This is a genomic window from Flagellimonas sp. HMM57, from assembly GCF_021390175.1.
Lineage (GTDB): Bacteria > Bacteroidota > Bacteroidia > Flavobacteriales > Flavobacteriaceae > Flagellimonas.
In genome coordinates this window covers 377,941-394,072 of record NZ_CP090004.1, presented here as the reverse complement: position 1 = coordinate 394,072, position 16,132 = coordinate 377,941, and the positions used below count along the sequence as shown (strand labels likewise).

Here is a 16,132-nt window from a genome sequence, read left to right as displayed (position 1 = left end):
ATCCTTTGTGAAATGAAAATCAGTAAAAAGACTATCATAAATATCGTAGTCATCCTTTTTATACTTTCATTCTTTGTTACTCCAATGGGCCATTATGGAAAGATTCTTCTTAACAAGGTATTTTCATTTTCTCCACCAGTTATTGAAGAGGGAAACAGGGAAAAAATAGCGGATTACGATTGGAAGCTAAAAGATGCAGATTGGAATTTTTTCAACTTTGAGAAATCTAGGGGAAATGTAGTTTTTATCAACCTATGGGCCTCATGGAAATTACCTAGTGAAGCTGAGCTTGCCAGTATTCAAAATATGTACGATTCCTATAAGGATAAAATGGATTTTTATATCATCACCAATGAGAACAGACCTCCAGTTGAAGCATTTATGGAAAAGCACGAATTCACCTTTCCTGTTACCTATTTGATTATTGGTGAAAAGATGCCCATAAATCCGGATGTTGTTCCCTCTTCCTACTTAATAGACAAATCTGGAAACATTGTAGTCTATAAGGAAAAAATAGCTGACTGGGATACCAGTACAGTGTTTGGCCTGTTGGATAAATTAATAGCTGAATAGCTCCATGAAGCTTTCAAAAAATCAAGTCAGTAATATCGTATGGATTTTGGTTATTGCTTTAATGCTATTTACGCCCGTTGGTTTTCATCTGCGCGTTTTTGTGGGCAAGATTTTTGCTGGAAGCCCTGATATTGTGTCCAATGAAGAACAACAAAAGCTTGTTGATTATGATTGGAATCTTATAGGTTTGAATGGAGATACTCTAAATTTTGAAGAAAAAAAAGGAGAGGTAGTACTCTTGAATTTTTGGGCAACTTGGTGTCCTCCGTGTATTGCGGAGCTTCCAAGTTTGGTTAAGCTACATACGGATTACCATGATAAAGTTGTTTTTGCATTTATAGCCAGTGATGATCGGGATAAAGTGGTCAGCTTATTGAATAAAAAAGAATATGAATTACCTGTGTTTTTTGAAAAGACCAATACTCCTTCGTTACTGTCCCACAAGAGTATACCAACAACATACATAATTGATAAATCCGGTAAAATAGTAGTTGCCGAGAATGGTGTAGCCAATTGGAACTCAGAGAATGTTAGAAATCTATTGGATAAACTTTTATTGGAATAGATGGCTCAAGTTACTACCATAACCATTTTTAAATACACCAGTCTTGGCACCAAATTTTGGGCTTTTTTAATGATGCAGTTTGCACATTCTTATCTTAAAAATATAAATGGGCTTCAATTCTATAAATTATGGGGGAGTGGTAAAGAAGGGTTCAATCCATTACCCGATTGGAGTACGTATGCATTACTGCAGATTTGGGAGAGCGAAGATTGTGCAAATCATTTTTTTGAAACATCATCTCTAGTGGAAAAGTATCGCTCGCATTCCAAGGAACATTGGTGCCTGTATTTAAAAAACTTGATAAGTAGAGGGGAGTGGTCTGGCTCAAATCCGTTCAAGAAAAATGAAGAAATAGATGAAAATAACCCATTCATAGTTGCCATTACAAGGGCTACGATTAAAACCAAATTACTATATACATTTTGGAAATATGTTCCTGTTTCCCAAGAACAGCTGCTCACGAACGAAGGTCTTATTTATACAAAAGGCTTCGGTGAAGTTCCCATAAAACAAATGGCAACATTCAGTGTTTGGAAAAGTAAAGCTGCTCTTGACAGTTTTGCGTATCAGAGTAGGGCACATGTAAAAGCTATTGGGCATACCAGGGAATTGAAATGGTATAAAGAAGAATTATTTTCTAGGTTTCAGCCCTACCGCTCTATTGGGACTTGGGGAGGAAAAAATCCTTTACCAAGCCTAAGCAATGGGAAATAGATAGAAAAAGCCAAAGAATAGAAACTGCGCTGCGTATAGATTATAGGACAAAACAGTGTTTCCGTACATTTTATACTTCCAAATGACTAAATGCATTATAAAGCCAAGTATAAACCAGGTGACATAGTTTTTTATAGGTACATGTCCTTCAAAGTTCCAAAAATCGAAACTTGGTGCGCTTTGTTCCATCAAAAAATCGAGAGTAACCATTAACGACGCTGATACTACAAGCTTTACCCATCTTGGTATTTTAAATACTTCTACCATAGAAGCTGTAATAAATGCCAGTAACGCCCATAAGCAACCGATAAGAAAAGGAACGCCATCTAATTTAGGCCCAAAATTAGAACCATAGGCATACTCCCCAAAGAGTAAGCTATAATTAACGCCAAGCCATTCAGAAAACATACCCATGAAGAAAAACAAAAGTGTAGCTGCTATTTTTCTCTTGGAATTTATAGGAAACAACCAGATGAAAAGTACCAGGCAGATCAATAGATTTAATGGGGTTTTCGTCAAAAACCAATCTTGATGCCCTATATTGATTCCGATAACCCCCGATACATGGAAGAGCCATATCAATCCTATGGCTATCCAAAGCTTATATGTTGATAAAAACCTCATATTATGCTTCTGGGATTAGGTCACTAACAATTTTTGCAGACAACAGGCACAATGGTATACCTCCTCCCGGATGGACAGAACCACCACAAAAAAATAGGTTTTTTATTGAAGAGCTAAAATTAGGATGCCGAAGAAATGCTGAAAATTTTGAATTGCTCGCTGCTCCATATAACGCTCCTCTATAGGAACTGGTGTTGTTCTCGATACCAACAGGATCCAGTATAAATTCTGAAGCTATATATTGTTCTATTTTTACTCCCAATATTTTATTGAGCTTAAGTAATACATTTTTTTTGCTCTCTTTTACCAATGTTTCCCAATCTTGTCCATAATTGCCAGGGGTATTGATCATGACAAACCAGTTTTCGTGGTTTTTTGGCGCATCATTAGGCTGTTCTTTACTGGTAATGTTTATATAGACCGTTGGATCGTCATAAAGACTTTTCTTTTCAAAAATGTGTTTGAACTCCTTTTGATAGTCATCACTGAAAAAAATATTATGAAGGTCAAGCTCCTTAAAACGTTTAGAAATGCCCCAATAGAAAATAAGCGCTGAGCTAGAACGCTCTTGTTGCAAGACTTTTTTTGGTTGTTTTTGTTTTGAAAGTAGCTTTTTGAATGTGGGATAAATATCCATATTGGAAACTACGATATCCGATTCGTAGAAGCCGTTTTGAGATTTTATCCCTTCAGCCTTTTTGTTAGCTATATTGATTTCCTCAACCGCTTCGCCAAATTTAAATTCTACCCCAACATCATTCGCCAAATTAAAAAGAGATTGCGTTATTTGGTGCATTCCACCCTTTGGGAAAAATGTGCCATAATGCATTTCCAAATGTGGTATCATAGACATTATTCCCGGTGTTTGATAAGGAGAGGAACCATTATAGGTTGCATACCTATTAAAAAGTTGGACAAGCTTTTCGCTCTCGAATGCCTTTTTGTTGGAATGATTTAAAGATGTATTTATATCCAATTTTCCCAGTTGTAAAATAGCTTTCATGGTATCTTTGGAAAGATAGGTGGTTAACTTGTGTAATGACTTTTCAAGAAACAGCGATGCGGTTAAGTCGTATTTTTTAGCACTTCTGGCCAAATAATTCGCTATTTTTTCCTTAGGTTCATCAAAGGTTTCTGAAGCATCTTTAACGAAGGTTTCTTTTTTGGACTTGGCCGAAAACCTAGTACCGTCGTCCCAAAAGTAATTACAGACCGTATCTTTTTGAACGTAGTTAAAATAATCTTCAGGTTTTTGATTATGAAGTCGAAAGAGCTCGTCTACAAAGTGTGGCATCGTAAATAACGAAGGGCCTAAATCAAAACGATATCCGTTTACCTGTTTTGAATGTAGTTTGCCACCAGGATAGTCATTGGCCTCGAATACGAGTACCTCATAGTTTTTGGCTCTAAGACGGATTGCGGTGGCGATTCCACCAATACCAGCGCCAATTACAATGGCCTTGGACATTATTTTTTGAAATATTTAAAAGGTACAAACAGCATTCCAAAGCACTCTCCTTTATCTTTGCCTAGGTGTTTGTGATGCATCTTATGGGCTCTTCTTACTCCTTTGGCATACCAATGGTTCGCATTTCTAAAGAGCTTAAAACGTTGGTGGATAAAAATATCGTGCACAAAAAAATAGGCTATACCGTACGCTAATATTCCAAAACCTATTGGCCAACCGTACCAAAAGGTTGTATTGTTTGCTATCATTATGAACGACATGCTCACAACTGCGTAAAAAATGAAAAAAAAGTCGTTGCGCTCAAACCAAGAATCGTGGTCTTTTTTATGGTGATCTTTGTGCAAGCTCCATAAAAAACCGTGCATTACATATTTATGGGTAAACCAAGCCATAAACTCCATTATGGAAAAAGTTCCAAGAAAGATGAGAATCCAAAGGGCAATTTTCATTTAGACAAGCTGTAATTTATAGTTGACATAAGATTGTGCCAAAAGTCCGAATTTTTGATAATTTGGAACACGAATTCGCGTATTTTTTATTTCCAAAGGTGGCGTGCCCTGTAATTTTTGGAGCAGTTTATTGTAATATTTGTAAGCTGTATAAACTCCAAACTTAGCTTGTTCAGGTAATTTAACAATACCGGAATATCCTAATGCAAAGTCTGCTTTGATCTCATCTACAATTCTCTTTTTAGAGGCCTCATCCAATTCCATTAAATTGGTATTTGGAAAATAAGTGCGTTCCAGTAACTCGTAATCAGCCTTAAGATCTCTTAGAAAGTTTACTTTTTGAAATGCTGACCCCAAGGCCATTGCTGAGTCTTTTAGTTCTTCGTATTTGTCTTTGTTTCCATCTACAAAAACACATAGGCACATTAAACCAACAACATCTGCAGAACCATAAATATATTCTTGATATTCCTCAAAAGTATGGTACTTTTTCTTTGAAAGATCCATTCGCATACTTTTCATAAAAGCTTCCACCAAATGAAAAGGAATATCATACTTATGGTAGGTACTTTGGAAAGAATTTAAAATTGGGTTTAAACTGATTTTATTGTTGATGGCATCGTTCATTGCCTTTTCAAAGTTTTCAAAAAGCACTTTCTTATCGTAGTCATGAAAAGTGTCTACGATTTCATCCGCAAAACGAACAAACCCATAAATATTATATATGTCGGCCCTAATGGATGATGACAGCATTTTTGTGGCCAATGCAAATGAAGTACTGTAAGATTCTGTCACAATCTTACTACAATTGTAGGATACGTTGTCAAAAATAGTTTTCATCTTAATTAGGTATTTTTAATTATCAAATCCGAAACCAGTTTTCCTGATATCAATGAAGGGGGTACACCAGGTCCTGGTACGGTTAGTTGACCAGTAAAATAGAGATTCTTTACTTTACTGCTTCTAAGGTTTGGTCTTAAAAAAGCTGTCTGACTTAAGGTGTTGGCCATGCCGTAGGCATTTCCTTTGTACGAGTTGTACTGTTCCACAAAGTCATTTACACAAAAGCTTTCTTTAAAGATAATAGATTTTTTAACATCCTGTTGTGTACGTTTATCGAATCTATCTATTATGATGTCAAAATATTGGTCTCTTAATTGTGGTGTGTCTTCAAGGTCCGGAGCAATGGGAACGAGAAAAAAACCTGTTTCGCAACCTTCAGGAGCCATGGAGGTATCTGTCACTGACGGAAAGTTTACGTAAAACAACGGATTACTTGGCCATTGTGGATTGTCATAGATTTCTTCAGCGTGTTTCTCAAAATCCGTATCAAAGAATAGGTTATGATGTTCTATATTTTTCAACTTTTTATCGAACCCTACATAAAACAGCAGAGAAGAAGGGGCATAGGTTTTTTTGTCCCAATAACTTTCTGAGTATTGTCTGTAGCCCTTATCCAATAGGGTTTCTGAATGGTGGTAGTCCGCACCGCTTATGACATAATCAGCAGCTATGACTTTGCCATTGCTGCTAATACCGGAAACTTTTCCATTGGTAACATTAATTTTGTCAACAGCACTTTCAGTATGTATGGTTACGCCCAATTCCTCTGCAAGGCTTCTCATGGCTTTTATGATTTCATACATACCGCCTTTTGGATGCCATGTGCCCAAACCAAAATCGGCAAAATTCATGAAACTGTAAAAGGAAGGTGTCTTGCTCGGTTTAGCACCTAAGAAGAGCACGGGAAATTCTAATGTGGAAATCAGTTTTGGATTATTAAAACGCTTTCGTACTTCTTGACTTATGGTTTTAAAAAATTGATCTACTCTAAGTACTGTTTCCTTGGTAACCAGCTCAAAAGGGGATAATCCAGGCCTTAGAACAACTTTATTGATCGCTATATCATAATTCTCTTGGGCCTTGCCAATGAATTGCTTCAGGTGTTTTCCACTGCCACTTTCGATTCTTTCAAATTCCTCACATATTTTATCCATGCAATCACCAATGGTGATTATTTCATCATCAAAAAAGATTTTGTAAGCGGGACTTAATTTATCCAATTGGTAATAGTCTGAAGTTTTTTTCCCAAAGTCTGCGAAAAACTTGTCAAAAATATCGGGCATCCAATACCAGCTAGGGCCAATATCAAAAGTAAACCCTTCTTTCACCAATTGTCTTGCACGTCCACCTACGGTATTGTTTTTCTCAAAGATTTCTACATCGTATCCAGCTTGTGCCATATAGCATGAAGCTGAAAGTGAGGAAAAACCAGAACCTATAATCACAACTTTTTTCATCGGGGGCAACTACAACTTAAAATTAAAGCGAACCTATTAAATGCTCAATCGAATTAAAGGTTCTTATGGTATTAGGAAGTTCTTCCTTTGTTATGTATTGTATCTGATGGCCCAAAACGTATAGTTTGGAACTACCGGATATATTTAGTGTTTTTGAAAATTTCTCAAAATATGAGGTCAGTTCGTCTTTGGTAGGGGAAACAGTGAAATAAGAAACAAAGTGGACATTACTGTAGTATTTAAGTAAATCCACCAAACTTTCTATGGGCATTGTTTGTCCTAGATAAATTGATTTATAACCTCTTAAGGTAATCTCATAGTTCAGATAAAGTAATCCAATTTCGTGGATTTCATTCTCAGGAAGGAAAAGTGCAAAAACCTTATCTTTTTGTGTAGGTTCCACCATTTGCAACTTTTCGGTATTGATATAGATTTTTTGTTTTATCAAGTGGGTGATGAAATGCTCATGGGACGGACTTATGGTATCCGTTTGCCATAAAAGACCCAGTTCGTTCAGGAGTGGAATGAACACTTCGTTGAATATGTCCCTAAAAGACCTTTCTGTCAATAAACTGTTATAAGTGTTTAAAAATAGGGTCTGGTCAAAATTGATCATCGCCAATTTAAATGCATTTATAGCATGACTTTTTTCACTATTGTTAGACACAATCTCCCTTACAATAACTGGAATATGAGATTCTTCAAGTTTAGCTATTTTAGAAATCTTGTAGCCGTTATTGTAAAGCAGGGTAATATTTAGAAGTTTTTGTAAACTGCTTAAACTGTATGTTCTTATGTTGGTGACGGTACGTTCTGGTTGAAAAAGATTATATCTTTTTTCCCAAATCCTTATGGTATGTGCTTTAATACCAGAAAGGTTTTCCATGTCCCTTATACTGAAAGACTTTTTTACATTGTTCATCTTTTGACTGTAAACGTTAAACAAATTTACAATTTAAATGATGCCAACCTAATATGTTATGATAATTTTTATGTAGGTTTTATTAAAATGAAGGTTTTTTTTGAAGATTTAAAGCAAAACCCTTGTAAAATGATGTTTATCCAATAAAAAAACCGCAGCCAGCTGCGGTTTTGTGCCCACGACTGGAGTCGAACCAGCACGTCCTTTCGAACACTACCCCCTCAAGGTAGCGTGTCTACCAATTCCACCACGTGGGCATTAATAATTGGGCTGCAAAAATAATCAAAATACCTAAATTGCAAGCTAGATGGTGCAAGTAATATCAAATCCATTTTTACGTTTGCTGTATTTCATCCATTTTAAGATGATTTAAAAATTCCACGGAAAACAGGGTAGTATTCAAAGTAAGACAAGCATACTTTTGGTCTAACTATTTAATTTCATGACATGATAAAGAAATATTTGATGAATGATTTTGAAAAACTAAAAAAGTACATGGTATTGCTATTGGTTGCTATTGGTTCCATCCATTCATTGGTAGCACAAAACGATACAATTTGGTACGATACAAGTTGGAAAGTAACGGAAAAAAGCAATGCAGCATTCTTTAGACCTCCTGTTGTGAAAAAGGATGGTATGCTTTTGGTAAAAGATTTTTTTGTGGATGGACAGATTCAGATGGAAGGAATTTCAAAGTTTAGTGATAAAGATTATTGGCATGGAACTGTCACTTGGTACAATAATGATGGTTCTTTGCTTCAAAAAGGGAATTATGTCGAGAATAAATTGGACGGTAAATTCATTACTTCACTACAAGGTGAAGAATTAACTGCCAATTATGAAAATGGAAAATTTGTTTCAGGGAAACAAAATGTAATGTCATATGGCACGCAATATTACAAGGAAATAAACAAGGATACCCTTATAGATGTAACCCACAAAAGTGGCCTAAATGGTATTAGAAGTGAAATATATACGTTGACCGACGCGGATAATTATGGAAGGTTTAAATCAAAATATTACAACGAGAGCGGTAAGCTGATCGCCCAAATGTCGTACGATAGGGGCAGTCCAATAAATGGTTCTGAAGCTTATTTTAGAAAGGGTCTGAATGGAATACAACAAGTAAGTTATTATAAAAATAAGACCTATTTAGGAGCTGACTGCTATGATGCTTCTGGACAGATCAGGGAAGAATTAATTACGGAACCTAACTACAAAACGGTTTATTATGATGAAGCCGGAAAAGAAATAGGTACAGTAACTTACAGGTTAAAGCAAAATAGGTTGGTTCCTGTAGATGGAGAAAAATATGCTTTTGAATACAAGAAACAGAAAGATGTTAAAGAATTCGTGCCTGCAACTATATCCAACTATAAAAACGAACGCTTAAGCTGGGTCAGGAATTTTAAAAATGGCAAACTTTTTTCCTATACTACATATTCCGATAAAAATTACAGGGAAAAGATTCTCTATTATGACACCGAAGGTGCTGTAATGGATTCTTTGTTGTTTAAGGATTATGCACCCTACGAGGGTACCGAGCTTTTGGTAACGGGTGCCATAAAAAAATATAAAGATGGGAAACTTCTTCAGGAAACGGTCTACTATCCAGAGTCAAATATTGTTTTAAAAAAACGTGACGGATATACGGAACAATTTTTTAATAAATCTGGAGCAGTTATCGGAAAAATGATTTTGGATGACGAGAAGTACTATGCTCCTAAAGACGGGGAACAATTTACAGTAGACCGTGATGGAAGAATAACCTCCTCACAGATTTATAAAGATTCCAAGCTAGTGAGAGACTATTACATATCGTACAATTATGATACAGGCCTGCCATACAAAGAAGAGAAAATCTATGATACGGATGGTTATAATTACAAGAAAAAGATATCATACTACAGCAACGGACAAGTAAGGTCAGATATCGATTTTGAGAATTACAAAGAGGTTTTTGGCAAATTTTATGACGAGCAGGGTACCCAAATAGAATCTTTTGATTACAAAAAAAATGAAGGAACCCTGTACGAGTTTTTTTATGGTGCCGATAGAATCAAGAGGAAAGAAATATGGAAGGATGGTAAAAACGTTCGTCTTTTACGCTACGAAGATGTTTATGTTTCGACAGGTCGAGAAAAGGATTATGTTTTAATGGAGGATATCGATGTTACGAGCGAGGCTAAAATTTATGATAGATCTGGAGTGCTTTTGTCATCTATGAAATTTAAAGATGGTGAACCTTTCGAAGGTACGTTCTATGACCATCAAAAACGAAATAAACATACCTATAAGAACGGCCTTAAAGATGGATTGTATGAAGAATACGGTTACGGAAGTCAAGTACTGGGAGATGGTCAGTACAAAGCTGGTTTGCGAGATGGTAAATTTACGTTTTACGATACTTATGGTAAAGTCACATCCTATATACATTACATCAACGACAAACTAGAGGGTGAAGCTGCTTATTTTGACGAAAAAGGAAATACCATTGCCAGTATTATCTACAAGAACGATGCTCCTTATCAAGGAAAAAGGGTCGTGTCGACATATAACGATAAGAGAACCGAACTATATGAGAAAGGCAAACTGGTCAGTAGCCTAGCAGAGAAAAAAACAGGCGATTTCTATACTATTTACAAAGAGGACGGTTTACAGAACATAATTGTGTACTATCCATCATCCAAAAATAAAAAATATGAATTTGTTCTTAGAAACAATAGTCTGGATGGTACTGTAGATCGTTATAATATGAAAGGCGCAAAAATGCACAGTGCAACATTCAGAAATGGTAATTTTATAGATGGCGAACTATGGATGGTTCCTATTTACAACTACAATAACGATTTGGAAAAAATACGCTGTGTCAAAACCAAGGATTCCATGGAAGTGGAGATAGAATCCAAAAATAATGGTATTGTGTTCAAAGCTTCGGAGAAAATTCAGTTGGGGCTTAATTCACAAATTGAAAAGCTCAATTTAGGATTGGACTATATAAATTACAAGGACCTTTATTGAGTTGATGTAATCAGTGGTATGGAAAGAAGAGATTTACTAATGTTGGTCTTTTAGGCTGCGTCATACGTAAACCTAAATTCATGCCAGTGAATCAGTGTTAGCTATAAAATCAAAAGAAATTGCTGCGAAAAATTCTTTGCCATAGTCTCCGATTATAAATTTTTTATCGTTTCCATTGACAATCTTTCGGGCATTGTACCAGTCTGAAGTATTTGCATTGAAGTAATCCATCAGTTTTTTGCCGGTAAATATTCCATTTACCATACCGTGGAACAGTATCTCCGTGGCTACATTTTGATCCAATGCCAAATCGGGATTGTTGACCAAATCAATGCCCAGTATATCTGAATATTTGCTGTAGTTTTCTTTCCAGGTCAATTGTACATAACCACGCCCATAATATATCTGACCGGTATCGGGGTCTCTTTTGCCATATTCCCTGCCTTTTCCTTTACCATATTCCGCTATGGGTCGTATGGTCTTGTCTGTTTCATGATAAGTGGTCGCAAGGACATAGGCCAACCATCTTGTATCTTTCAATTGGTTGGTTTCCCAATAATCAAGAAGCAATGTATAGCCATTTACCTGTTTTTGGGATAGTCTTCCAAAATGGAGGCGATGTCTTATATAATCGAAGAAAAAGGTCCTGTTTATCATTCTTATCCAAATGCTTTTAAGACAATTGAAGATGGATTTCATTACAGTAACGCATAGCATTTAAATCCATCGCCATATGTTACTATTTACGTGGATGCATATCTTTTTGGTTTGTTAAAAACACAGGGGAAGTGTTAAAGTTGTTTCTTTAAATTAAAGTGACCAAAACGCGGTATTCTCATGTCAGTAGCCATTGAGAAGCTTTTTTTCTGAAATTGACCCCTATTTGTTCCAAGGTCGTTGACACAATATATCAAAAACAAAAAAGTTATTTTCAATGCACCCAAATAGTTGGTTTTTTCTACCACATGAACGAGAACATGTCCAAGTTTAACCAAATCAATAGTCTGTGCTATTGGCTCAGCTCGAATACGAACTACGATTGTACCGCAGTTTTTGATTCGAATGAAGATCTCTTTTCCGTAACTATACTAAAAGGAGGAAGGGAAATCTATTCATATTCGATCATATCGTTTGAAAAGAAGGGCGAGAAGATTATTTCCTTTGAGCTTTCGGGCATTATCAATAACCTCTTACACTTGAAAAACAGTTATTTGGAACAGAGGTAAAAAAGGTTTTCAACCAAATATTTATTTTATGGTAATGCCAAAAAGAAACAATGTCATTAAAAACATCCTTTTACGCATCAGGCAATTGGTATATAAAAATCTGATTCTGTTTAATTTTATAAGTTAATTTTCAAATAAGGGCTTAAACGATTTATGGGAATTACCTAAAACCATATTACAAAAAACCGGCCAATGGGTTCAAAAACCCAAAGACCGGAAACCAACTAATTAACCAAATTTTTAGTCTATTTCATAAACCACTTGAACGGTTAAATAATCTTTATTGCCGTTGTAGTACGAGTACCAAATGCCATTGTTTGTAAAGTTTTCGCTTATTGAAACCACACCACCTAGTTTTTTGTTAATAACACCGCACACCAGTGTCGCGTTCTTTTTAGCATCCTCTACCGCCTTTTTAAGCAGGCTTTTATGCTCCGTTTCAGATACGCTAGACTTGAATTCAACAGTAGTCGACGCTCCAATCATTCTAACTTTTGTCAGAGCCATTATTTTTTCAAAATCTGAGGATTCAAAATCAAAAACAGTTCCATCGTTTTGATAACCATATGCAATAAACCCCATCATATCCTCTTTAAAAGAGGAAGGTTCAAAACCGTTGGCTTTTAGCTTATCAAAAAACTTTTCCTTCAACTCCTTTAAGGTTTTACAATCAGGATTTGAATAGCGCACCTGACCCATGTTCAAAACTATTTTTGCCTTGTACGTCTTTGAGCTATTTTCAACCAGCGCTTTACCAGAAACCGAAACAGTGTTCCGATGATCGGTTGAGTTTTGTGATCTCATTATCATGGTCGTCAATACCATTATAATTAGAATGATTTTTTTCATGTTGACTATTTTAAATGTTTAACTAATCGTAAATAAAAAGGATGCTACTATCATCCAAATGCCCACTGCGATACCCAATAGACCAAGTTTTCCTTGTTTTGGGGCAATTTTTGAACGCAGTTCTGCTGCTTTTTCGGTAGCCTTGTCGTTCTTACTCAAGAAAAGCTTGTTAATCAATCCAAAACCGAGCATAAAACCCAGAGTGGCCTCTACCAAGCTCCCTGCAAAAAGTGTAATCCACCAGATAGGTGCAGAGGTCAACCATCCAAGATTGAGAATACTGGTGATGATACCCCAAACTCCCCAAAAGCAGAAAACTAAACCTATCCATCCTTGGTAGGGTTCAATTTTTTCCAATAACTCCTTGGCGTTTGGTTTTTTTGCTAGCACCAATGATGGTACCGCGATAATGCTAAGTAAGATTAAGGTAATTCCGTAAATCATAATTATAAGTTTTTATATTAATCAATGATTCAAAATTGCGGATATCCAGAACTGTATACAGCCCGTTTTTCAGTAAAAAACCACCCCCTGTTTACAGGGAGTGGTCTAGAATTTAATCAAACCTTTTATGGAAGAAATGATATACGATGTTGGATGTAGTTCTTACTATTCTTCCAACAGCCCTAATTTAATAGCGTATTTTGTTAGGCCAGCAAGATTTCTGACCTCTAACTTGGAGATGAGATTTTTTCTGTAGCTTTCTATGGTATGCTTGCTAAGAAATAATTTGTCGGCGATTTCTTGGGTAGTAAATTCTTGTGCGATCAATTTTAAAACCTCTTTCTCTCTTTTTGATAATGATTGTGTCAGCGATTGCTCATTGGAGAACATTCCTTTTAAATAAACATCTTTAATGGTTTGGGAAAAGTACTTTTCCCCTTTAAGAATGGTTTCAATAGCTTCGATGAGCTCACCCTTTTCTGCATTCTTTGGAATATAGCCATCCACATTGTCCTTGGTCAAAGTTTGAACGGTATTGGTGTCGTGTAACATACTCACTACCAAGGTTTTCGTGTTGGTATGTTTTTCTTTGATGTATTTATTTAGCTCTATTCCGTTATATTCGGGCATGTTAACGTCAGTGATGACCAAGTCTATAGGTTCTTCGGTATTGTTTATATCCAGATACTTTGCAACGTTTTTGCCATTGTTCGCCGTGAGCACTATTTCAATGGTATCTTTTGAGGACAAAATGCTTAGAAGTCCATCTAAAAACATTTTGTGATCATCCGCTATTATAATTTTATGTTTTTTCACCTTTTAATCTTTTATGGGAATTTCAATATTTATTGCCGTACCTCGGTTTAAAGCACTATCAATAATCAATTCGGCATCCAATTTGTCCAATCTACTTTCAATATTCTGAAGTCCAATCCCCTTTTTAACACTATTGATATCAAAACCTACACCATCATCTTCAAAAATAAGTTGCATTGTATTTTCTATGATATTCATATGTACCTCTATTGAATTGGCCTTCGCATGTTTTAAGGTATTGGTGAAAAGTTCTTGAATTACTTGATACACTTCCACCTTTAATTTTTCGGGCATTTGATTTATCTTTTCCCTTGGATGCGAAGAGAAAGTAATCTTCACTTTTGAATTTTCACTAAGAGTACCAATGTAATCTTCTATTAACGAGGTAAAAGCATTTTGATTGAATTTTTTCGGAACAAGGTCGTGCGAGATATCCCGTACCAATTCATAAGTTTCGTTTACGTGATTGATGATTTCCGTTTGAAACTGACGATTGTTTTTCAGGTTTCCCAACTGCAGCTTAATACCGGCCAAATTCCCTCCTATACTATCATGGAGTTGTTTGGCTATTCTATGTCGTTCCTCTTGTTGTGCTTCCAAAGAAGTACGCGCCAGCTGTAATTCCTGGGTGTTTAACAGTGCTGTTATCCTTTGGGAATTCAGCTCTTCTTGCTGTTGGTTTAATTGACTCTGGGTCTGTAGTTTTTGATAATAGACCACTAAAAGTGCTATAATTGGAATCAAAAGTATCACAAAACCATACAAAACGGCCTTTTTAATGGTCTTTTGCCTTTCAATCTCGCTTTGTTTTTCTATTTGCTGTTCCTTCAGTTCAAAAATTTGATTCTCTTTTTGAAGAGTGTTGTATTTTACCTCAAGTTCTTTGAGCGCCTTACTATTTTGCTGCTTCAAGACCTGATTGGATAACACTATATATTGTGTCATAAGATTATAAGCATTTTCAAAATCACCTTTTGCACTATACGTTTTCCTTAAACTATTTAGAATTCTCTTTTGGAGCTCCAATCTATTCCATTGAATCGCATTGGTATAAGCCACGGCCAAGGCCATTTCTGCAACCTCATACCTGCCCAATTGCGTACTTATTTTTCCATATTCAAGTACTGCCTCGGTGTAAAGACCATAAAATCTACTATTTTGGGCACTTTGCATAACGTTTTCAAAAATCCCTAATGCGTTGTCAATGTTATTTTCCGCAACATCCAATTTACCAAAGCCCAGTTGTATCTGTAGCTTAAGTTTTGGATTTATTGTAGAATCGCATAAAGAATCGGCCTTGCTATAAAATGTTCTGGCACTTTCATAATCCCTTTCCCTAAGGTCAATGTTTCCAGAGTAAAAATTTACCTTGCTCAGTAGTGGGCTATCTATATTTTGAGTCAAGAGTTTTGTGAATTGTATGGTTGCCTTATCCAATTCATTTCTTACATAGTATACCTCTCCCAAACCAAAATTTACCTTATTGACTTCGTCCAGCGTACTTTTGTTTTGAGGGATTTCCAAGCCTTGAACATATGCTTCAAAAGCTCTATCGTAAAGGCCGTTCATAAACTTGCCTATCCCTAAAAGGCGTTTAGCCCTTACTTTGCGTAGGTAATCTACATTGCTCGATAATTTATCCAACCTTTCGGCATAGTGGATGACAGAATCTGGGTTGCCGTATAGGACATGTTCTTCAGCTATGGTATAGATTGCATCGAGCCTATCATTAGTAGTTTTTGCATTTTTGAGCGTTTGGTAAAGCGAGTCACTTATACTTCTAGGAATTTCTCCAAACGCATGAAATCGGACACCTTCCTGCGCTTTTAGATTGAAAACACAGAAAACAGTAATAATTAGAAAAGTAATAGGGTACCCTTTTTTATGAACCATAGACGGATATGTTTCCAAAACTTAAAATTAAACTATTTAATAAGAAAGCGAATCTCAGCATCATATTACCTCTACAGTTTGTGTTCTATTGATTTTTTATGATACTTCCCATCATAATTTGTATCATTGGTTTAACATCCTTCCGCTATCGGAGTTACGTCAAACCCAATGACAAAGTTAGCCACTATGATTTCTACCCACATCACTGTTTTAAGGGATAATCCCTGTTAGAATAAGTAATTGGATATGTTAAATGAATAGTACTATG

16 protein-coding genes and 1 tRNA gene are annotated in these 16,132 nt (G+C 35.9%); 5 read left to right on the top strand and 12 right to left on the bottom strand.

The genetic code is table 11. The annotated features are described in order from the left end of the window. Positions 1-12 precede the first annotated feature (12 nt). The 3 genes from LV716_RS01755 to LV716_RS01745 are packed head-to-tail and all read left to right on the top strand — an operon-like array spanning position 13 to position 1,852. On the top strand, positions 13-573 hold the full coding sequence (locus LV716_RS01755) for a TlpA disulfide reductase family protein (RefSeq protein WP_163419639.1): 561 nt from the start codon (positions 13-15) through the stop codon (positions 571-573). Positions 574-577: 4 nt separating this feature from the next. Then, positions 578-1,138, top strand: a complete 561-nt coding sequence (locus tag LV716_RS01750; protein ID WP_163419640.1) for a TlpA disulfide reductase family protein — start codon at positions 578-580, stop codon at positions 1,136-1,138. Beyond that, a complete protein-coding gene (locus tag LV716_RS01745; RefSeq protein WP_163419641.1) occupies positions 1,139-1,852 on the top strand; it encodes a DUF3291 domain-containing protein in 714 nt (237 codons plus the stop codon). On the opposite strand, the gene LV716_RS01740 is transcribed toward LV716_RS01745, so the two are convergent. The 7 genes from LV716_RS01740 to LV716_RS01710 all read right to left on the bottom strand — a co-directional run bounded on the left by LV716_RS01740 (position 1,835) and on the right by LV716_RS01710 (position 7,872). After that, complete coding sequence (locus tag LV716_RS01740; protein ID WP_163419642.1) at positions 1,835-2,476, bottom strand: carotenoid biosynthesis protein; 642 nt, start codon at positions 2,474-2,476, stop codon at positions 1,835-1,837. The genes LV716_RS01745 and LV716_RS01740 overlap by 18 nt on opposite strands. A gap of 1 nt (position 2,477) precedes the next feature. Then, on the bottom strand, positions 2,478-3,944 hold the full coding sequence (crtD, locus tag LV716_RS01735; RefSeq protein WP_205600147.1) for a 1-hydroxycarotenoid 3,4-desaturase CrtD: 1,467 nt from the start codon (positions 3,942-3,944) through the stop codon (positions 2,478-2,480). Next, positions 3,944-4,393: a sterol desaturase family protein gene (locus LV716_RS01730; protein ID WP_163419643.1), complete on the bottom strand. Its 450-nt coding sequence runs from the start codon at positions 4,391-4,393 to the stop codon at positions 3,944-3,946. Before LV716_RS01730 ends, crtD begins: the two co-directional genes overlap by 1 nt. Continuing rightward, the gene (locus LV716_RS01725) at positions 4,394-5,233 is read right to left on the bottom strand and encodes a phytoene/squalene synthase family protein (protein WP_163419644.1); all 840 of its coding nucleotides are present in this window, start codon (positions 5,231-5,233) and stop codon (positions 4,394-4,396) included. 5 nt (positions 5,234-5,238) lie between these two features. Continuing rightward, positions 5,239-6,693, bottom strand: a complete 1,455-nt coding sequence (locus LV716_RS01720) for an NAD(P)/FAD-dependent oxidoreductase (protein WP_163419645.1) — start codon at positions 6,691-6,693, stop codon at positions 5,239-5,241. Positions 6,694-6,715: 22 nt separating this feature from the next. Continuing rightward, entirely contained in the window at positions 6,716-7,615 is a 900-nt protein-coding gene (locus LV716_RS01715) for a B12-binding domain-containing protein (RefSeq protein ID WP_163419646.1), read from the bottom strand. Between the two features lie 173 nt (positions 7,616-7,788). Further along, positions 7,789-7,872: transfer RNA gene (locus LV716_RS01710), tRNA-Leu, on the bottom strand. Positions 7,873-8,062: 190 nt separating this feature from the next. Between LV716_RS01710 and LV716_RS01705 the strand changes: the two genes are divergently transcribed. Continuing rightward, on the top strand, positions 8,063-10,636 hold the full coding sequence (locus tag LV716_RS01705) for a toxin-antitoxin system YwqK family antitoxin (RefSeq protein WP_163419647.1): 2,574 nt from the start codon (positions 8,063-8,065) through the stop codon (positions 10,634-10,636). A gap of 78 nt (positions 10,637-10,714) precedes the next feature. Here the strand turns inward: LV716_RS01705 and LV716_RS01700 are convergent, their stop codons facing one another. Next, positions 10,715-11,293 (bottom strand): glycoside hydrolase family 19 protein, encoded by a 579-nt coding sequence (locus tag LV716_RS01700; RefSeq protein ID WP_163419648.1) that lies wholly within the window; start codon positions 11,291-11,293, stop codon positions 10,715-10,717. Between the two features lie 320 nt (positions 11,294-11,613). Between LV716_RS01700 and LV716_RS01695 the strand changes: the two genes are divergently transcribed. Continuing rightward, positions 11,614-11,862 carry a hypothetical protein gene (locus LV716_RS01695; RefSeq protein ID WP_163419649.1) on the top strand — a complete coding sequence of 83 codons (249 nt, stop codon included), beginning with the start codon at positions 11,614-11,616 and terminating at the stop codon, positions 11,860-11,862. A gap of 240 nt (positions 11,863-12,102) precedes the next feature. Here the strand turns inward: LV716_RS01695 and LV716_RS01690 are convergent, their stop codons facing one another. The 4 genes from LV716_RS01690 to LV716_RS01675 form a co-directional block, all read right to left on the bottom strand. After that, the gene (locus LV716_RS01690; protein ID WP_163419650.1) at positions 12,103-12,711 is read right to left on the bottom strand and encodes an SIMPL domain-containing protein; all 609 of its coding nucleotides are present in this window, start codon (positions 12,709-12,711) and stop codon (positions 12,103-12,105) included. Positions 12,712-12,729: 18 nt separating this feature from the next. Further along, on the bottom strand, positions 12,730-13,155 hold the full coding sequence (locus tag LV716_RS01685) for a hypothetical protein (RefSeq protein ID WP_163419651.1): 426 nt from the start codon (positions 13,153-13,155) through the stop codon (positions 12,730-12,732). A gap of 165 nt (positions 13,156-13,320) precedes the next feature. Next, positions 13,321-13,971 (bottom strand): response regulator, encoded by a 651-nt coding sequence (locus LV716_RS01680; RefSeq protein WP_163419652.1) that lies wholly within the window; start codon positions 13,969-13,971, stop codon positions 13,321-13,323. A 3-nt stretch (positions 13,972-13,974) separates the two neighbouring features. After that, entirely contained in the window at positions 13,975-15,864 is a 1,890-nt protein-coding gene (locus LV716_RS01675) for an ATP-binding protein (protein ID WP_163419653.1), read from the bottom strand. Positions 15,865-16,132: the final 268 nt, after the last annotated feature.